The 19,035-nt window shown below is 66.7% G+C and carries 16 protein-coding genes and 1 pseudogene; 10 read left to right on the top strand and 7 right to left on the bottom strand.

Annotated features, from left to right (window positions below):
- Both LOY33_RS15100 and LOY33_RS15095 read right to left on the bottom strand, forming a co-directional pair.
- Nucleotides 1–687 (bottom strand): sel1 repeat family protein, encoded by a 687-nt coding sequence (locus tag LOY33_RS15100; RefSeq protein ID WP_258659261.1) that lies wholly within the window; start codon nt 685–687, stop codon nt 1–3.
- 36 nt (nt 688–723) lie between these two features.
- On the bottom strand, nt 724–1,677 hold the full coding sequence (locus LOY33_RS15095; RefSeq protein WP_213605791.1) for a LysR family transcriptional regulator: 954 nt from the start codon (nt 1,675–1,677) through the stop codon (nt 724–726).
- Nucleotides 1,678–1,794: 117 nt separating this feature from the next.
- On the opposite strand from LOY33_RS15095, the gene LOY33_RS15090 reads away from it, so the two are divergent.
- From LOY33_RS15090 to LOY33_RS15080, 3 genes are all read left to right on the top strand, one after another.
- A complete protein-coding gene (locus LOY33_RS15090) occupies nt 1,795–3,009 on the top strand; it encodes an MFS transporter (RefSeq protein ID WP_043860193.1) in 1,215 nt (404 codons plus the stop codon).
- 54 nt (nt 3,010–3,063) lie between these two features.
- Nucleotides 3,064–5,424 (top strand): DNA polymerase II, encoded by a 2,361-nt coding sequence (locus LOY33_RS15085; RefSeq protein WP_054916068.1) that lies wholly within the window; start codon nt 3,064–3,066, stop codon nt 5,422–5,424.
- A 243-nt stretch (nt 5,425–5,667) separates the two neighbouring features.
- Nucleotides 5,668–6,219 carry a DUF4174 domain-containing protein gene (locus LOY33_RS15080; RefSeq protein ID WP_043860195.1) on the top strand — a complete coding sequence of 184 codons (552 nt, stop codon included), beginning with the start codon at nt 5,668–5,670 and terminating at the stop codon, nt 6,217–6,219.
- Nucleotides 6,220–6,298: 79 nt separating this feature from the next.
- Here LOY33_RS15080 and LOY33_RS15075 read toward each other — a convergent pair whose 3' ends face one another.
- Nucleotides 6,299–6,745 (bottom strand): GNAT family N-acetyltransferase, encoded by a 447-nt coding sequence (locus LOY33_RS15075; protein ID WP_258659258.1) that lies wholly within the window; start codon nt 6,743–6,745, stop codon nt 6,299–6,301.
- A gap of 238 nt (nt 6,746–6,983) precedes the next feature.
- On the opposite strand from LOY33_RS15075, the gene LOY33_RS15070 reads away from it, so the two are divergent.
- On the top strand, nt 6,984–9,206 hold the full coding sequence (locus LOY33_RS15070) for a TonB-dependent receptor (RefSeq protein WP_258659257.1): 2,223 nt from the start codon (nt 6,984–6,986) through the stop codon (nt 9,204–9,206).
- Nucleotides 9,207–9,245: 39 nt separating this feature from the next.
- Here LOY33_RS15070 and LOY33_RS15065 read toward each other — a convergent pair whose 3' ends face one another.
- Nucleotides 9,246–10,157: a LysR family transcriptional regulator gene (locus LOY33_RS15065; protein WP_258659254.1), complete on the bottom strand. Its 912-nt coding sequence runs from the start codon at nt 10,155–10,157 to the stop codon at nt 9,246–9,248.
- A 120-nt stretch (nt 10,158–10,277) separates the two neighbouring features.
- Between LOY33_RS15065 and LOY33_RS15060 the strand changes: the two genes are divergently transcribed.
- A complete protein-coding gene (locus LOY33_RS15060; protein WP_043862636.1) occupies nt 10,278–10,886 on the top strand; it encodes a LysE family translocator in 609 nt (202 codons plus the stop codon).
- On the opposite strand, the gene LOY33_RS15055 is transcribed toward LOY33_RS15060, so the two are convergent.
- A complete protein-coding gene (locus tag LOY33_RS15055) occupies nt 10,883–11,053 on the bottom strand; it encodes a DUF6026 family protein (protein WP_221181553.1) in 171 nt (56 codons plus the stop codon). The genes LOY33_RS15060 and LOY33_RS15055 overlap by 4 nt on opposite strands.
- 191 nt (nt 11,054–11,244) lie before the next feature.
- Between LOY33_RS15055 and gnd the strand changes: the two are divergent.
- The 5 genes and pseudogenes from gnd to nudC form a co-directional block, all read left to right on the top strand.
- Nucleotides 11,245–12,231 (top strand): annotated as a pseudogene (gene gnd, locus LOY33_RS15050) (phosphogluconate dehydrogenase (NAD(+)-dependent, decarboxylating)); the annotation flags it as partial.
- Complete coding sequence (gene zwf, locus LOY33_RS15045; protein ID WP_054915455.1) at nt 12,228–13,727, top strand: glucose-6-phosphate dehydrogenase; 1,500 nt, start codon at nt 12,228–12,230, stop codon at nt 13,725–13,727. The pseudogene gnd and the gene zwf, both read left to right, overlap by 4 nt.
- Before the next feature lie 10 nt (nt 13,728–13,737).
- Entirely contained in the window at nt 13,738–15,537 is a 1,800-nt protein-coding gene (locus LOY33_RS15040; RefSeq protein ID WP_054915454.1) for a glycoside hydrolase family 15 protein, read from the top strand.
- Nucleotides 15,538–15,671: 134 nt separating this feature from the next.
- Nucleotides 15,672–16,484 (top strand): crotonase/enoyl-CoA hydratase family protein, encoded by an 813-nt coding sequence (locus LOY33_RS15035; RefSeq protein ID WP_043859926.1) that lies wholly within the window; start codon nt 15,672–15,674, stop codon nt 16,482–16,484.
- Between the two features lie 30 nt (nt 16,485–16,514).
- Nucleotides 16,515–17,345 (top strand): NAD(+) diphosphatase, encoded by an 831-nt coding sequence (nudC, locus tag LOY33_RS15030; protein ID WP_100633833.1) that lies wholly within the window; start codon nt 16,515–16,517, stop codon nt 17,343–17,345.
- Here the strand turns inward: nudC and LOY33_RS15025 are convergent.
- Complete coding sequence (locus tag LOY33_RS15025) at nt 17,313–18,092, bottom strand: TSUP family transporter (protein ID WP_043859924.1); 780 nt, start codon at nt 18,090–18,092, stop codon at nt 17,313–17,315. The genes nudC and LOY33_RS15025 overlap by 33 nt on opposite strands.
- A 166-nt stretch (nt 18,093–18,258) precedes the next feature.
- Nucleotides 18,259–19,026: an SDR family oxidoreductase gene (locus tag LOY33_RS15020; protein ID WP_043859923.1), complete on the bottom strand. Its 768-nt coding sequence runs from the start codon at nt 19,024–19,026 to the stop codon at nt 18,259–18,261.
- Nucleotides 19,027–19,035 lie beyond the last annotated feature (9 nt).

Raw genomic sequence — 19,035 nt, 5'->3', positions numbered from 1 at the left:
TCAGCGCTGGCTGGTGAGGCGTCGCTGCGCCGGCAGGCAGCCATTGATGTCGACGGCCTTCTGGTAGTAGGTAAGGCGCTGACCCGGGTCGATGGTGCCCAGCAGGCGGTAGACCTCGGCCTGGAAGTCACGCTGGCGCCCCCACTGCATGTTCAGCCCCTGGGGCTGCTGGCGATTGCATTCCAGGCGCACCGCCGGCTGCGGGTAATAGGGGGCGTACAGGGTGTTGTTCAGCGGTATGCGTTCCAGCGCCTGGCGGTAGTCGGCGCTGTCGCTGAAGGCCGGGCACCAGGTGGTGATGCCCAGGGCGGCCGGGGCGAAGCCCTGGCGAATGCTGGCTTCGAGCAGCGGGCAGGTGGACCTGGCGATGTCGTTTTGCGGCAGGTAGGTGATGTAGAACAGCGCCAGGCGGTACTGCGCCACCGGGTGGTCGAGTTCGGCCGCCTTGCGCAGCAGCGCCACCGCCGGTTCCAGGATGCGCCCCAGCGCCTCGACCTCGCCGATCAGCTCCTGGTCGCCAGGCTCGGGGGTCAGTGGCAGGGCACGGCTGCGGGCATCGGCCTGCTCCAGAAACGGCAGGGCCTGGCGGTATAGCAGGTCGGCGTGGGGGTCGATGCGCACCTCATCGGCCAGGGCCAGGGCGGGCAGCAGACAGAGCAGGCTGATGTAGCGACAGGCAGAAAACACGTTAACGTTCCATCCGCGAAAAAAGGGCAGCGCTGGTCATGTCGGTATCCGGCTATCCATGGTTGGGTGGGGCTCCTGGGTCGGCATTCTAGCGGTTGGCGGCACCGGGGCAAACAGCCGTTGCTCCATGAAGTCGATGAATACCCGCAGCTTGGGCGACATCTGTCGCCCCGATGGCCACAACAGGTACAGACAACCGCCGTGGTCCAGGTGTTCATCCAGTACCGTCACCAGTTCGCCGCGTTCCAGTTGCTGGGTGATGGTGAAGTCCGGCAGGCAGGCGATACCGTGGCCGCGCATGGCAAAGCAGATGCGTGTTTCCAGGTGGTTGCACACCATCGACACCGGCACCTCGTGGTCGGCGCCGTTGTCGGCGCGGCGCAGTGGCCAGCGCTGGAGTTTGCCGGTGGTCAGGAAGCGGTAGTGCAGCCCGGCGTGACGGGCCAGATCGCGGGGATGGCGCGGTGTGCCGTGCTCGGCGAAGTAGGCCGGCGAGCCCACCAGCACATGCCGGAAGTCGCCCAGGCGGCGGGCATTGAGACGCGAATCGGAGGGTTCGCCGGCCCGCAGTACCACGTCGAAACCTTCGCCGACGATATCCACCATGCGGTCGCTGAAGTCCAGGTCCAGTTCGATCTGTGGGTACTGCCCGATGAAGTCGCTGAGCAGCGGCACGATCATGCTGCTGACCTGGGGCAGGCTCACCCGCAGCTTGCCGCGCGGGGCCTGGCTGGCCTGGGACAGCTCGGCTTCGGTGGCTTCGATTTCGGCCAGGATGCGCCGGCTGCGCTCCAGAAACAGCGCGCCCTCGGCAGTGAGGGTGATGCTGCGGGTGCTGCGGTGGAACAGGCGTACCGCCAGCCGGCTCTCCAGCCGTGCCACGCGCTTGCCCACCGCCGAGGCGCTGACCCCCAGGGCCTTGCCGGCGGCCACGAAACTGCGGGTTTCGGCCACTTTCACAAACACCACGAAGCCGCTGAGGCTGTCCATGGTCGTTCTCCGATTGCGGACAGGTGTGTCCGGATTGTGCGGAATTCTACCCGTCTTTTTCCGCAGTGGCGGGAAGGATTACCGTGCAGTCACTTTTTTATTTCAGGAGTTTGCACCATGTCCCAGAGCAGTTGCCCGGCCCAGGCCGCAGCAGGGGTGGAGGCCGAACCGGCGTTCCCGTTGTCCGGCCTGCTGGCGTTGTCGATGGCCGGCTTTATCGCGATTCTCACCGAGACCCTGCCGGCCGGCCTGCTGGGGCACATCGCCAGCGGCCTGCAGGTCAGCGAGGCGATGGCCGGGCAACTGGTCACGGCCTATGCGCTGGGCTCGCTGCTGGCGGCGATCCCGCTGGTGACCCTGACCCAGGGCTGGCGCCGACGCAGGGTGCTGATGCTGGCGGTGCTCGGCTTCGGGGTGTTCAACACGGTGACGGCGGTGTCCGAGCACTACACCCTGACCCTGGCGGCGCGCTTCATGTGCGGGGTGGCGGCCGGCCTGGCGTGGGGCGTGATCGCCGGGTACGCACGGCGCATGGTCAGCGTGAGCCAGCAGGGCCGGGCGATGGCGGTGGCCATGATCGGCGCGCCCCTGGCGCTGTCGCTGGGGGTGCCGGCGGGCACCTGGCTGGGCGACCTGCTGGGCTGGCGCAGCACCTTCGTGCTGGTGTCGCTGGCGACCCTGGTGCTGATGGGCTGGGTGCTGCTCAGCGTGCCGGACTTCGACGGCCTGCCGGCCGGCAGGCGTGCCGCCATCGGTCAGGTGCTGGCCACCCCCGGGGTGAGCGCGGTGCTGGCGGTGATCTTCACCTGGGTGCTGGCGCACAACGTGCTGTACACCTACATCGTGCCGTTTCTGCAGGCCGGCGGCATGGCCGGCAGCACCGGCCCGGTACTGCTGCTGTTCGGCTGCGCCGCGCTGGTGGGGATTGGCGTGGTGGGCGCGCTGATCGATCGCCACCTGCGCCGGCTGGTGCTGGGCAGCCTGGTCGGTTTCGGCGTGGCGTCGGTGCTGCTGGGCCTGGCTACCGGTGCGCCGCTGCTGGTGTACTTCAGTGTGGCGCTGTGGGGCCTGAGCTTCGGCGGCGCCGGCACCCTGCTGCAGACCGCCAGTGCCGATGCGGCGGGCGAGGGCGCGGACGTGGCGCAGTCGATGATCGTCACCGTGTGGAACCTGGCCATCGCCGTGGCCGGGCTGGTGGGCGGCGTGCTGCTGAGCCACTGGGGCGTGCAGAGTTTCCCGTGGCTGCTGCTGGCGCTGGTGGGGCTGGCGTTGACCCTGACCCTGCGTTCGCACCGGCACGGTTTTCCGCTGGGGCGGCGCAATGCCGGGTAAGCCCGGCACTATCAGGTAGAATCGGCGCATTGACAGGGGTACGAGGTTGCAGCGGTGGAGGTTCAACAGGGCTTTGTCCTGACCCGGCACTGGCGGGATACGCCAGAGGGCACATGCGTGGAGTTCTGGCTGGCGACCGACCAGGGCCCGCGCCAGTTGCGCCTGCCCGTGCAGACGTCGGTGGCGTTCGTCGCCGCCACCCAGCGTGCCCATGTCGAGGCGGTGCTGCGCACCGAACGCGACGTCGAGCTGCGCGAGCTGGCGCTGTGCGACTTCCGCCACCGACCGGTGCTGGGCCTGTACTGCCGCCAGCATCGCCAGCTGATGCAGCTGGAAAAACGCCTGCGCGCCGCGGGCGTCGACCTGCTGGAAGCCGACATCCGCCCGCCCGAGCGCTACCTGATGGAGCGCTTCATCACTGCCCCGGTGACGTTCAGCGGCCGCCCCGATGCCGACGGCCTGCTGCTCGACGCCCAGCTCAAGCCGGCCCCGGACTACCGGCCGAACCTGCGCCTGGTGTCGCTGGACATCGAGACCACCGAGCGCGGCGAGCTGTACTCGATTGCCCTGGAAGGTTGTGGCCAGCGCCAGGTGTACATGCTCGGCCCGGCCAACGGCGACGCCAGTGGCGTGGACTTCGACCTGGAGTACTGCGCCAGCCGTGCCCAGCTGCTGGAGCGCCTGAACGACTGGATGGCCCGGCACGACCCCGACGCGATCATCGGCTGGAACCTGGTGCAGTTCGACCTGCGCGTGCTGCACGCCCATGCCCAGCAGTTGCAGGTGCCGCTGCGCCTGGGGCGCGGCGGCGAGGTGATGGAATGGCGCGAGCACGGCAGCCGCACGCACTTTTTTGCCGCCGCTGCCGGGCGCCTGATCATCGACGGCATCGAGGCGCTGCGGTCGGCGACCTGGAGCTTCCCCTCGTTCAGCCTGGAGAACGTCGCCCAGACCCTGCTCGGCGAAGGCAAGGCCATCGATACGCCGTACCAGCGCATGGACGAAATCAACCGCATGTTCGCCGAGGACAAGCCGGCCCTGGCGCGCTACAACCTCAAGGACTGCGAGCTGGTCACGCGCATCTTCGCCAGGACCGAGCTGCTGACCTTTCTGCTCGAACGCGCCACGGTCACCGGCCTGCCGGCCGACCGCAGCGGCGGTTCGGTGGCGGCGTTCTGTCACCTGTACATACCGCTGATGCACCGCCAGGGCTTCGTCGCCCCAAGCCTGGGCGGGCGCCCGGACGAGGCCAGCCCCGGCGGCTTCGTGATGGATTCGCGCCCCGGCCTGTACGAGTCGGTGCTGGTGCTGGACTACAAGAGCCTGTACCCGTCGATCATCCGCACCTTTCTGATCGACCCCATCGGCCTGGTCGAGGGCCTGCGCGAGCCGGATGACGAACACTCGGTGCCGGGTTTTCGCGGCGCACGCTTCTCGCGCACCCGGCATTGCCTGCCGGCCATCGTCGAGCGCGTGTGGCAGGGCCGCGAGCAGGCCAAGCGCGAACACAATGCGCCGCTGTCGCAGGCGCTGAAGATCATCATGAACGCCTTCTACGGGGTGCTTGGTTCCAGTGGCTGCCGCTTTTTCGACCCGCGCCTGGCGTCGTCGATCACAATGCGCGGGCACGCGATCATGCGCCGCACCCGCGAGCTGATCGAGGCCCAGGGCTACACGGTGATCTACGGCGATACCGACTCGACCTTCGTGTGGCTCAAGCGGGCCCATGACGAGGCGCAGGCCGGGGAGATCGGGCGTGCCCTGGTGCAGCAGGTCAACCAGTGGTGGCGCGAGCACCTGCGCGATGAGTACGGCCTGGACAGTGCGCTGGAGCTGCAGTACGAAACCCACTACAAGCGCTTTCTGATGCCCACCATCCGCGGTGCCGAGGAGGGCAGCAAGAAGCGCTATGCGGGCCTGGTACACCGCGAGGGCGGGCCCGACGAGATGGTCTACAAGGGCCTGGAGGCCGTGCGCACCGACTGGTCGCCGCTGGCCCAGCACTTTCAGCAGGAGCTGTACCAGCGCATTTTCGAGCGCAGGCCGCACCAGGCCTATGTGAAGGACTACGTGCAGCGCACCCTGGCCGGGGAGCTGGACGATCAGCTGGTCTACCGCAAGCGCCTGCGCCGGCCCCTGGACGACTACCAGCGCAACGTGCCGCCGCATGTGCGGGCGGCGCGCATGGCCGACGAGTTCAACGACAGCCAGGGGCGGCCACGCCAGTACCAGAATGGCGGGTGGATCAGCTACGTGATGACCCTGGCCGGGCCCGAGCCTTTGGAAAACCGGCGCAACGGCATCGACTACGAGCATTACCTGACCCGGCAGCTGCAGCCGGTGGCCGATGCGATACTGCCGTTTGTGGGGGATGACTTCAGCACCCTGATCGATCGGCAGATGGGGTTGTTCTGATGGGGCTGTTGCGCCCCTGCACACCACCATTGAGCGAACCTGCAGGAGCCGGCCTGGCCGGCGGAGGGGCCAGTAGCCCGACACATCCCTGACCTTCAGCTATCCTCTGCACATGCACAGCTACCCTTGAAACCGAAAGTTACTTTTGTAAACGTCCACACATGCGGGCAGTCGTTTAGGCTCGCTCGGATCTTTCGCTTTGATCTGTAGTCTTTGGTGCATGGAAACAAGAAGGAGATGCACATGCTTGTTCGGTCACTGACCTTCGCCACCCTGCTGGCAGTCGCCAGCCCGCTGCTCGCCGACGACGCGCCCCTGGCCGTTGACCTGGGCAAGTCCAGACCCCTGATCGTGATTGCCCCCAGCACCGCCGACCCGACCTTGCGCACCCTGAACGAGGCCCTCAAGGACCCGGCGACCAAGAGCAAGTTCGAGGAGCGCAACCTGGTGCTCTACAGCGTGGCGGGCATGGTCGGCAAGCGTGACGACAAGAACCTCGAGCAGCAGACCACCATGGCGCTGATTCGCGAACTCAGCCTGGGCGCGCGCAAGGGCACCCAGGTGGTGCTGGTGGGCAAGGACGGCGAGAAGCACATCATCGAGCATGACGGCACGGTGGAGCCGGAGCAGATCTTCGCGGCGGTCGACCAGTTGCCGGCCAGCGAAAAGGCCATTGTGGCGCCGACGGTCGCAGCGCCCGCCGCCGAGCCTGCGCCAGAGGGCAAGCCGGGCAAGCATGCCAAGCCGGCCAAGCCCGCCAAGCCGGCTGCGCCGCCCAAGCCGCTGGAAGACTGAGACACCCCTTCGCCGGCAAGGCCGGCGCCTACAGGTTCAGCGCTACGCCTGTAGACGTCGGCCTTGCCGGCCAAGCACTTCAGTCGCCCAGCCGCTTCTCCATGAACACCCGCCGAAACCCCGCCTGCTCGGCCCTGTGGGTTTCGCGATAACCCAGCCGCTCATACAGCCCCAGGTTTTCGCTCATCGCTTCATTGGTGTACAGCCGCACCACCTCCAGCCCCAGCTGCCGGGCCCGCGCTTCGGCATGCGCCATCAGTTGTCGCCCCAGCCCGCGGCCCTGAGCGGCCGGGCTTACCGCGACATTGTCGAGCAACAGGCCATCGGCCTGGGCGATCAGCACCAGCACACCGAGCACCTGACCTTGCTCTTCGAACACCTCGACCCGACACTGGGCGATCAGCGCGGCGTAATCCTCCAACATCGGCCCCGGCCTGGCACCGATGCGTGGAATGTACAGCGCATAGGCAGCCTCGATCAGTGCCTGTACAGGTGCAACGTCGTGGGCGGTGGCGGGGCGGATCATCGGCAGGCTCCTGGTGGGTGGCAGCAAGCGCCTACCTTAAATCAAGGCGTTGTCGCAGGGCAGCATTTTGCCGGTGAACAGGCCCTGATGCCTGGCACACAACCCACTGCTGCCTCACTGTTGCCTGGCCAGCAGTACGTTCGCTGTTTATCCATAAAACACATATAAATCAAGTACATGTCTCATTGGCACGCCGCTTGCGGTAGTCCGCTTACCCTGACTCATCGGAACCCCAGCCATGCCTGCCCCTACCGCCTATCTACCCCTTGCCCTGGCCATTGCCGCCACGTTGCACGGCGCCGCTGCGCTTGCCGCCGCACCGCCCGCCGACGCCTTGCCCACCGTCACCGTGACCGCGCAGAAGCGCGAAGAATCGGTACAGGACGTACCCTCGGCGATCTCGGTGGTCAGTGACCGCCAGATCGACCGCAGCGGCGGCGGCTTCAGTGCCGGCAAGGCCCTGCAGAACGTGCCCAACGCCATCGCCCCCGAGTTCGCCGGGCACCAGCGCCCGCGCTGGTACATCCGCGGCATGGGCTCGGGCGACATGGCCTCGACCACCGTGTACCCGGTGGGCATCTATACCGATGACGTGTACATCGACCCGCACGTGGCCACCGGCTTCCCGCTCTACGACATGGAGCGCGTCGAGGTGCTGCGCGGCCCGCAAGGCACGCTGTGGGGCAAGAACACCACCGGTGGCGCGATCAACTTCGTGTCGCGCAAGCCAAGCTTCGAAGACGGCGCCAACGGCTACTTCAAGCTCGACCTGGGCAACTACAATTCGCGCCTGTACGAAGGTGCCTACGGCGATACCCTGGTCAAGGACCGCCTGGCCGCGCGGGTGGCGTTCATCGACCAGAGCAGCGACGGCCAGCTCAAGAACGAGGTCGATGGCCACACTGCCGGCGACATCCACGACCAGGCCCTGCGCCTGCAACTGCTGGCCCAGGTCAACGACGACCTGCAGGCCACCCTGCAGCTGCACGCCCGTGACTACAAGGGGCAAGGTATCGTGGCCCGCGCCTGGGGTGCCGGGCCGGGCGGCAGCACGCTGTTCGGGCCTGCGCCCAAGCCTGCCTCCGACAAGGTCGCCTTCACCGGCAAGGCCGATGACCGCATCGAGCACAACGGCCTGCAACTGGCGCTCAAGTGGGACCTGGGCGAGCTGCAGCTGGACTCGATCACCGCCTTCGACGACGTGCACGAAAAGGCCCAGAGCCCGAACATGAGCATCTACGAGTTCGGCCGTGGCTATAACGACGACCGCTGGAAGCAGGTGTCGCAGGAGCTGCGCCTGTCGTCGGCGAAGAACCAGCCGGTGAGCTGGATCGTCGGCACCCACCTGTTCCACGAACAGCTCGACAGCCACAACAGCAACGCGCTGTTCCCCGAAGCCTACAACCAGGCCTTCGGCGTGGCCGACTTCGGGCGTACCGACATCGACCAGAAGACCGACAGCTTCGCGCTGTTCGGCAGCAGCACCTGGCAGGCCACCGACGACCTGAGCTTCACCGCCGGCCTGCGCTGGACCCGCGAAACCAAGGACATCGACCTGCGCCGGGTGGCCGCGCCGGACGCTGCCAGTGTCGACTTCAGCAACCGCAACGACTGGTGGAAGCATTACAGCGGGCCGCTGGCGACCACGGTGGTGCAGGACGAGAAACGCACCTGGAACAAGCTGACCTACGACTTCACCCCCGAATACCAGCTCAACGACAACGCGCGGGTGTACTTGCGTTATGCCAAGGGCTTTCGTTCCGGCGGCTTCAGCGGCGGGGCGCAGGTGCAGGCCGAGGCCTCGGTGGTGGCGCCGGAGAACGTCGACGCCTACGAACTGGGGGTCAAGAGCGAGTGGTTCGACGAGCGCCTGATCGCCAATGCCAACGTGTTCTACTACGACTATTCGGACATCCAGGTAAACGCGGTGTCGGTGCGCAACGGGCAGGTGGTGTCGCTGCTGACCAACAGCGGCCAGGGCGTGATACGCGGTGCCGAGTTCGAGTTGCAGGCGCTGCCCTTGGCCAACCTGGAACTGCATGGCTCGCTGGGGCTGCTGCATACCGAGTTGCAGGACTTCGAGTCGGGGGGTGTGGACTACTCGGGCAACCGCATTGCACGTTCGCCGTCGCGCACGCTGGCGGTGGGGGGCAGTTATCGCATTGCGCTGGAGAACGGCGACGACATCACCCTGGGCACCGACTGGCGCTACCAGAGCCGGATCTTCTTTCTGCCCACCGCGCAGGCCGACCACAGCGTGTCGCAGGGTGGCTACACACTGGGCAATGCCAGCGCCACGTACCATGTGGGCGGGCAATATGACTTGGACTTCACCGCCTACGTGAACAACCTCACCGACAAGCAGTACAAGACCGACAGCGTGCCGCTGCCGTTCGATGTGGCGTGGGATGCGCGGGGGGATCGCAGGACGTTCGGGGTGAGTGCCACGACGCGGTTCTGAGGTCGCTCTTGCGGGCCTCTTCGCCGGCAAGGCCGGCTCCTACAAGGTTGCGCCGTCTGTAGGAGCCGGCCTTGCCGGCGAAGAGGCCAGCAGGTACACCCGCAATCGCTCGATGCTCTCGCGCCACGCACTGCCCACCGGCCACACCAGGTAGTAAGCATCCCCCGTTGCCACCGCCTGTTCGAACGGCAACGCCAGCCGCCCGGCGCGTACATCGTCGCTCACCAGCGCCAGGTCGCCGATCGACACGCCATGCCCGGCCATGGCCGCCGCAATCCCTTGCTCCAGCGTATCGAACAGCGTGCCGCGCTGCAGGTCGACCTGCTCGAGCAGGCCCGCCCCGCGCAGCCAGCGCTGCCAGTCCCGCCGGTCATTGGACGGGTGCAGCAACGCCACCCTGGCCAGCCGCTGCGCATCCCACACGCCATCCCCCAGCAACCCCGGCGCACAGATCGGGATCAATCGCTCATCGAACAGCCTGCACACCTCGACCTGCCCACCGAACTGCCCATTGCCCAGCAGCACCGCGCAGTCGTAGGGCTCGCTGGCAAAATCCACGCTGTCGACGTCCATCCACACGCTTGCCAGCTGCACGGTGTCGGCCAGGGCGTAACGCTGGATGCAGCCCAGCAGCCAGCGCATGGTCAGGGTGGAGGGCGCCTTCAGGCGCAGGTGGCGCGAAGCGCTGCGAAACGGCTGGCAGGCCTGTTCGATCAGGGCAAAGCCCGCCCCCAGTTGCTCGGCCAGACGCCGCCCGGCATCGGTGAGGCGCAGGCGCGGGCCGTGGCGCTCGAACAGGCGGCAACCGAACTGGGCCTCCAGGGTGCGGATATGGCGGCTGATGGCGCTCTGGGTCAGCGCCAGCTCTTCCCCGGCGCGGGTGAACGAACAGGTACGCGCCGCCACTTCAAAGGCGCGCAGTGCATACAACGGGGGCAGACGTTCAACCATGCCAGGGACAGTCCATGATGAGTATTTGTCGTAGTAGGGCAGAGCATTTTGCGTTTTTCAAGGGCCATGCAGCTGCGCACACTCTGCACCTGACCCGCATTGAAGACAAAGGAGCCTATTTTGAACACCACGCTGCTGTTGGCCTACCTGGGCACTGTACTCATTCTGATCGCTACCCCTGGGCCGGTGGTGGCGCTGGTGGTCGGCACCAGCGGGCGTTCGGGCACCGGGGCGGCCATACGCACGGCGCTGGGGGCCAATGCCGCCTCCCTGGTGCTGGTGGCCGCCGCTGCGCTGATCCTGGCCGGCAGCCTGGCACTCAGCCCGGTGGTTCTCAATGCGGTGGCGCTGGTGGGGTGCGTGTTCATGGCCTGGCTGGGGCTGGGGGCGCTGCGTGCGCCAGCCGTGGAGGATGCGCCGCCGCCCAGGGCAAGTGGCTGGTGGCACGGCTTTGCGGTGGGTATCGCCAACCCCAAGGACATTCTGTTCTTCGTGGCGTTCTTCCCGCAGTTCATCCACGTCACGGCCTCGTTCGGCACCAGCATCGGGGTGCTGGCGGCGTTGTGGCTGGTGGTCGACCTGGGGGTGCTGGCGCTGTACATCGCGCTGATGCGCGGCGCCCTGGCGCAGCGGCACCGGGCGCTGGTGGCCCGGCTGTCGGGGCTGGTGCTGTTGCTGGTGGCGGTGGCCGGCGCTGTGTATTCGGCGCGGGCGCTGCTGGCCGCCTAGAGGGTGACCACGGCCTTGTCGCTGCCCTGGGCCTGTTGCAACAGCAGGCTCAGCTGCGCCACCTGACGCTGCAACTGGTCGCGTTCTTCCTTGAGGCGGCGCAGTTCGTCGCGGCGCACGCTCACGTAAAGGGTCTGGGGTGGGCTCGCTGACATCAAGGTTCCCATTGCACACCTCGCAATTGGTTTGGTACATGGTTTGAGCGTAGACGCTCGATCGGCCGCGATTCTGAATTCTTTTTCCTGTCATGGGAACTTTTTTGTTTATCGCTGTCGTGCCGTTGGTCGATGAAACCAACCCGGGCCTGCCTGGACTAACCTTGAAGGCCTGAGCAGGCTTTCTACACTTTACGGAGCATCGGCACATGCAACTGGGAATCGTGGGGCTGGGCCGCATGGGCGGCAATATTGCAAGGCGCCTGATGCGCAAGGGGCACCACACCGTGGTGCATGACCGCAACGCGCCCGCCATCGATACGCTGGTGGCCGAGGGCGCCACAGGCGCCGCCGACCTGGCCGCACTGGTGCAGCAACTGGACGCGCCGCGCGCGGTCTGGGTGATGCTGCCGGCGGGCGAGGCCACCGAGCAGACCATCGCGCAACTGGCCGACCTGCTGGAAGCGGACGATGTGATCATCGACGGCGGCAATACCTTCTACAAGGACGACATCCGCCGCGCCCAGCACCTGGCCGAGCGCCAGTTGCACTACGTGGACGTCGGCACCTCCGGTGGCGTGTGGGGCCTTGAGCGCGGCTACTGCATGATGATCGGCGGCGAGCAGGCGATTTTCGAACGCCTCGAGCCGCTGTTCGCCACCCTGGCACCGGGTGAGGGCGACATTCCACGTACCCGTGGCCGAACCGGCCCCAGCGAGCGCGCCGAAAAGGGCTATATCCATGCCGGGCCACCCGGCGCCGGGCATTTCGTCAAGATGATCCACAACGGCATCGAGTACGGCCTGATGCAGGCCTATGCCGAGGGCTTCGACATTCTCAAGACCAAGGCCAGCGAGAGCCTGCCGGCCGACCAGCGCTTCGACCTCAACCTGCCCGAAATCGCCGAGGTGTGGCGCCGCGGCAGCGTGGTCACCTCGTGGCTGCTGGACCTGACCGCCGATGCACTGGTGGCCGACCCGCAGCTGGGCAGCTACAGCGGCTCGGTGTCCGACAGCGGCGAAGGGCGCTGGACCATCGATGCGGCGGTGGAGCAGGCGGTGCCGGTACCGGTGTTGTCCAGCGCACTGTTCGCGCGCTTTCGCTCACGCCAGCAGCAGGGCACCTACGGTGACAAGCTGCTGTCGGCGATGCGCTTCGGTTTTGGTGGCCATGTCGAGAAGCCCGAATGAGTGAACATGACGTCGAAGCGGCACCAGCCTGTACCCTGTTCCTGTTTGGCGCCAATGGCGACCTGGTCAAACGCCTGCTGATGCCGGCGCTGTACAACCTGCACCGCGACGGCCTGCTGGACAAAGGCATGCGCATCGTCGGGGTCGACCACAACCCGGCCACCGACGGCGAATTCGCCGAGCGCCTGGAAACCTTCATGCGTGAACGCGACCAGGGCGAGGGCGCCACCCGGTGCCTGGACGACAAGCTGTGGAAGCGCCTGGCCAAGGGCATCGGCTACCTCACCGGCGACTTCATGGAGCCCTCCACCTACCAGGCCATCGCCGAGCGCATCGACAAGGGGCGCACCGGCAACGCGATCTTCTACCTGGCCACCTCGCCGCGTTTTTTCAGCGGCGTGGTGCAGCAACTGGGGGCGGCCGGGCTGCTGGACGAGGCCAACGGCTTTCGTCGGGTGGTGGTGGAGAAGCCCTTCGGTTCGGACCTGGCCAGCGCCGAGGCGCTGAACGCCTGCCTGCTCAAGGTGATGAGCGAAAAGCAGATCTACCGCATCGACCACTACCTGGGCAAGGAGACGGTACAGAACATCCTGGTCAGCCGTTTTTCCAACGGCCTGTTCGAGGCGTTCTGGAACAACCACTACATCGATCACGTGCAGATCACCGCTGCCGAGACGGTGGGCGTGGAAACCCGTGGCGCCTTCTACGACACCACCGGGGCACTGCGCGACATGGTGCCCAACCACCTGTTCCAGCTGCTGGCGATGGTGGCGATGGAGCCGCCCGCCGCCTTTGGCGCGGACGCGGTGCGCAGTGAAAAGGCCAAGGTGATCGGCGCGATTCGCCCGTGGTCCAAGGCCATGGCCCTGAAGAACTCGGTGCGCGGGCAGTACACCGCCGGCAAGCAGGGGCGCAAGAAGCTGGCCGGCTACCGCGAAGAGCCACGGGTCGACCCCGACAGCCAGACCGAAACCTACGTGGCGCTCAAGGTGATGATCGACAACTGGCGCTGGGTGGGCGTGCCGTTCTACCTGCGCACCGGCAAGCGCATGAGCGTGCGTGACACCGAGATCGCCATCTGCTTCAAGCCGGCGCCCTATGCGCAGTTTCGCGACAGCGACGCCGAGCGGCCCAAGCCCAACTACCTGAAGATCCAGATCCAGCCCAACGAGGGCATGTGGTTCGACCTGCAGGCCAAGCGGCCGGGGCCGACCCTGGCCATGGAGAACGTCGAGCTGGGTTTTGCCTACAAGGACTTCTTCAAGATGCAGCCCTCCACGGGCTACGAGACCCTGATCTACGACTGCCTGACGGGCGACCAGACGCTGTTCCAGCGTGCCGACAACATCGAGAACGGTTGGCGTGCGGTGCAGCCGTTCCTGGACGCCTGGGCGCAGGGCGGCGAGGTGCAGCCGTATGCGGCCGGGGAAGACGGGCCGCAGGCGGCCGACGAACTGCTGGCCCGCGATCGGCGGGTCTGGCACAGCATTGGTTGACGGGAGGTTCATGACGGGCGCTATCGAAGACTACGCACTACTGGGCAATTGCCGCAGCGCAGCACTGGTGGGCCGGGACGGCTCGCTGGACTGGCTGTGCTTTCCACGCTTCGACTCGCCGGCCTGCTTTGCCGCGCTGCTGGGCGACGAAGAAAACGGGCGCTGGCAGATCGCGCCGCGCGAAGCACCACTGGAGGTAACCCGCGAGTACCAGCAGGACACCCTGATCCTGCACACCACCTTCGTGACTGCCAGCGGCCGTGCGCGCCTGATCGACTGCATGCCGCTGGACGACGCGCACCACAGCGTGCTGCGCATCGTCGAGGGGCTGGAGGGCGAGGTGGCCTTCGACATGGACCTGGTGATGCGCTTCGACTATGGCAGCAGCGTGCCCTGGGTCGAGAAGCTCGACCCGCTGACCCTGACCGCCGTGGCCGGGCCGGACCGCCTGACCCTGCGCAGCACGGTAAGCACCCACGCACGCGATCACCATACCGGCAGCCGCTTCAGCGTGAAGGCCGGGCAGCGCCACACCTTCAGCCTGAGCCACCAGCCATCGCACCTGCCGTTGCAGCCTGCCTTCGAGCCGGAGCAGGCGCTGCTGGACACCGCGCACAAGTGGCGCGAGTTTGCTGCGCGCTGCCCGCAGGTGGGCGAGCACACGGCGCGGGTCAAGCGCTCGCTGATCACCCTCAAGGCGCTGACCTATGCACCCACCGGCGGCATCGTGGCCGCGGCCACCACCTCGCTGCCGGAGCACCTGGGTGGCGAGCGCAACTGGGATTACCGCTACTGTTGGCTGCGCGATGCCACCATGACCTTGCTGGCGTTCATGAACCTGGGCTACTTCGAGGAGGCCCAGGCCTGGCGCGAATGGCTGCTGCGCTCGGTGGCGGGCAACCCCGAGCAGATGCAGATCATGTACGGCCTGGCCGGCGAGCGCCGGCTGCCGGAGTACGAGCTGCCCTGGCTGGCCGGCTATGCCGGTTCGCAGCCGGTGCGGGTGGGCAATGCCGCGGCGGTGCAGCACCAGCTGGACATCTATGGCGAGGTGGCCGATGCGCTGTGTCAGGCCATGCGCGGCGGCCTGCCGCGCTTGCCGCGCAGTGCGGCGATCGGGCGGGTGATCATGCCGTACCTGGAGACCATCTGGCGCCAACCCGACGAGGGCATCTGGGAGGTGCGCGGGCCGCAGCAGCATTTCACCCACTCCAAGGTGATGGCCTGGGTGGCGTTCGATCGGGCGGCCAGCCTTAGCGAGCCGACCGAGGAGGGCAAGGCCCAGGCTGCGCACTACCGCGAGGTGGCCGCGCAGATCCATCGCCAGGTGTGCGAGCAGGGCGTCGATGCGCAGCTGGGCTGTTTTGTGCAGGCCTATGGCTCGCAGGAGATGGACGCGAGCCTGCTGCAGATTGCCCTGACCGGTTTTCTGCCAGCCGACGACCCGAGGTTTCTGGCAACCCTGGCGCAGATCGAGAAGCGCCTGCTGCATGACGGGCTGGTGCGCCGCTACGACAGCGACAGCGGCTGCGATGGGCTGGCGCCGGGGGAGGGTACGTTTCTGGTGTGCTCGTTCTGGCTGGCGGACGTGTACGTGCTGCTGGGGCGTCAGCAAGAGGCCCAGGCGTTGTTCGAACGCCTGTGCGGGCTGTGCAACGATGTGGGGCTGCTGGCCGAGCAGTACGACCCGCAAGGTGGCCGCATGCTGGGCAATTTCCCGCAGGCCTTCAGCCATATCGGCATCATCAACACGGCGCTGAACCTGCACCGGGCGCAGTGTCCGGTGCGCGACAGGGCCCGCTGCGGGTGACTGCGGCGGCCGCTTCGCCGGCAAGGCCGGCTCCTGCAGTGCAGGAGCAACAGCCCAGCCTTTGGCACAAGCGCCGCCTATGGTCTGCGATATAGTCCAGCCACCCCATCCCGCGTCAGCCCAAGGAGTGCCACGTGACCGACTACACCGCGTTCAAGGTCGAACTGTCGAACAGCATCGCCCACGTCCAGATCAACCGCCCGGAAAAGATCAACGCCATGAATGCCGCGTTCTGGAGCGAGATCGTCGAGATCTTCCAGTGGATCGACGAGACCGACGCGGTGCGCGTGGTGGTGATCAGCGGCGCCGGCAAGCATTTTTCTTCCGGCATCGACCTGATGCTGCTGGCCTCGGTGGCCAACGAAATGGGCAAGGACGTAGGCCGCAACGCGCGCCTGCTGCGGCGCAAGATCCTGCAGATGCAGGCCTCGTTCAACGCCGTGGATACCTGCCGCAAGCCGGTGCTGGCAGCCATCCAGGGCTACTGCCTGGGCGGCGCGATCGACCTGATCGCCGCCTGCGACATGCGCTACGCGGCTGCCGATGCGCAGTTCTCGATCAAGGAAATCGACATGGGCATGGCCGCCGACGTCGGCACCCTGCAGCGCCTGCCACGCATCATCGGCGACGGCATGCTGCGCGAGCTGGCCTACACCGGGCGCACTGTCGGCGCCGACGAGGCGCGCCAGATCGGCCTGGTCAACCGCACCTTCGACGATCAGGCCAGCCTGCTGGACGGGGTCTTTGCGATTGCCGCCGAGATCGCGGGCAAATCCCCGATTGCCGTGGCCGGCACCAAGGAGATGCTCAGCTACATGCGTGATCACCGCATCGACGACGGGCTGGAATACATTGCCACCTGGAACGCTGCCATGTTGCAATCCACCGACCTGCGGGTGGCGATGGCCGCCAGCATGAGCAAACAGAAACCGCAGTTCGACGACTGAGCCCGGTCGCGAACCCTCAAGGAACGCAACATGTCAGCGCGCTGGACCACTGCAGTACTGGACCCCAACACCCCCGGCGGCCTGGCCGTCGCCCACTGTGCCGAGGGCTTTCTGGTGGACGCCAACGGCGCGCTGTTCCCGCGGGACTGGCTCAGGCGCCAGGACCTGGACGTGGTGTGCGAGCACGGCATCGGCCATTTCGACGGCCAGCCGATGTTTCTGCTCGAACTGCGTTCGGCACAGGCGCCGCAGGGCTGCAGCTGGCGGGGCCTGCGCCAGTTCATGCTGGAAGGCGATTCCGATACCTACACCCTCCTTGGTTATGCCGCGCAGATCGCCACCTGGGCCCGCGAGCACCGCTTTTGCGGCAGTTGCGGGCAGGCGATGGTGCAGATCCAGTGGGAGCGCGCGATGTACTGCGCCGGCTGCGAGCTGCGCAGCTACCCGCGCATTTCGCCGAGCATGATCGTGCTGATCACCCGTGGCGACGAGATACTGCTGGCGCGCTCGCCACGCTTCGTGACCGGCGTGTACAGCACCCTGGCCGGGTTTGCCGAGCCGGGCGAGTCGGCCGAGGACTGCCTGGTGCGTGAGGTGCGTGAAGAGGTGGCGCTGGAGGTGAAGAACCTCCAGTACGTGGGCAGCCAGTGCTGGCCGTTCCCGCATTCGATGATGCTGGGCTTTCATGCCGAATACGCCGGCGGCGAGATCGTGATGCAGGCCGACGAGATCGAGGATGCCCAGTGGTTCAGCGTGCATGCGCTGCCGCCGTTGCCGGCGGGCCGCTCGATTGCGCGTTACCTGATCGACCTGTACGTGGCGCGCCGCCTAGGCCTGGCCGAACCAGTGCTGCCACGCTAGGCGCACGGTCAGGGCCAGCACCACGGTGATGAACACCGGGCGGATGAACTTGCTGCCGCCGCTGATGGCGGTGCGTGCGCCGAAGAACGCGCCGACCATCAGCGACGAGCCCATGGCCAGGCCCACCGCCCAGTCTACCTGGCCGGAGAAGATGAACACCGACAGTGCTGCGGCGTTGCTCACGAAGTTCATGCTGCGCGCCACGCCGCTGGCCTTGACCAGGTCGATGGGGTAGAGCAGCAGGGTGCTGACGGTCCAGAATGCGCCGGTGCCCGGGCCGGCCACGCCGTCATAGAAACCCAGGGTCAAGCCCTGGGGCAGTTGCCACTTCTTCTTGATCGGCGCATCGGCGTCCAGCGGCGCCTTTGGCGTGCCGCCGAACAGCAGGTAAACGCCGCAGGCGAACACCACCACCGGGAGCATCTTGTTCAGCCATTCGGCCGGCAGGTAGTGGGCAACGATGGCGCCGATGAAGGCCCCTACCAGGGTACCGACCAGGGCATGTCGCCACTGTGCGGGGTGGAACAGCTTGCGCCGGTAGTAGGTGAAGCCGGCGGTGGCCGAGCCGAAGGTGGAGCTGAGCTTGTTGGTGCCCAGCACCAGGTGCGGCGGCATGCCGGCGGTGAGCAGAGCGGGGGTGGTGAGCAGGCCGCCGCCGCCGGCGATGGCGTCGATGAACCCGGCCACGAAGGCCACGGCGGCAAGAATGGCTAGGGTGGTGAGATCTACGCTGAGTTCGAAGGGCATGGTGTTGGGCTTATTCGACTGGGGCGCAGAACGGTAAAGCTGCGCCTGAGGGGCGCTATGGTAAAGGAGATGGTGCGTGCCTGTCAGGGCCCTATCGCGGGTCAAGCCCGCTCCCACAGAAATAGCGGTGATCCTTGTGGGAGCGGGCTTGACCCGCTATGCGGTATCAGGACAGGAACCCCCCATCCACATTCAACGCCGTACCGGTGGTGTAGCTGGACGCATCGCTGGCCAGGTACAGCACCGCGCCCGCCATCTCCTTCGGATCGGCCACGCGCTTGAGCGGGATCTGCTGCAGCGCCGTGTTCAGGATCGCTTCGTTCTTGACCAGCGCCGAGGCGAACCTGGTGTCGGTCAGCCCCGGCAGCAGCGCATTGCAGCGGATGCCAAAGGGGGCGCATTCCTTGGCGAACACCTTGGTCATGTTGATCACCGCCGCCTTGGTCACCGAGTAGATCCCCTGGAACACCCCCGGCGATACGCCATTGATCGATGCCACGTTGATGATGCTGCCGCCGCCGTTTTCGCGCATCAGCTTGCCGGCCTCGACCGACATGAAGAAGTAGCCGCGGATGTTCACGTCGACGGTCTTCTGGAAGGCGCTCAGGTCGGTGTCCAGCACGTTGCAGAACTGCGGGTTGGTGGCGGCGTTGTTGACCAGGATGTCCAGGCGCCCGAACTGCTCGCGAATGCCGGCGAACACCGCGCCGATCTGTTCCATCTCGCCAATGTGGCAGGCCACCGCCGTGGCCTTGCCGCCGGCGGCGATGATCGCGTCGGCCACGTGCTGACAGCCGTCGAGCTTGCGGCTGGACACGATCACGTGGGCACCCTGCTGGGCCAGCAGGTGGGCTATCGCCTCGCCGATGCCGCGGCTGGCGCCGGACACGAAGGCGATCTTGCCGTCGAGGTCGAACAACTGGGTCTTGGACATGGGGCGGGT

Source organism: Pseudomonas sp. B21-036, from assembly GCF_024748925.1.
GTDB lineage: Bacteria > Pseudomonadota > Gammaproteobacteria > Pseudomonadales > Pseudomonadaceae > Aquipseudomonas > Aquipseudomonas palmensis.
The sequence above is the reverse complement of the archived record's forward strand: the minus strand, read 5'-3'. Positions and strand labels throughout refer to the sequence as shown.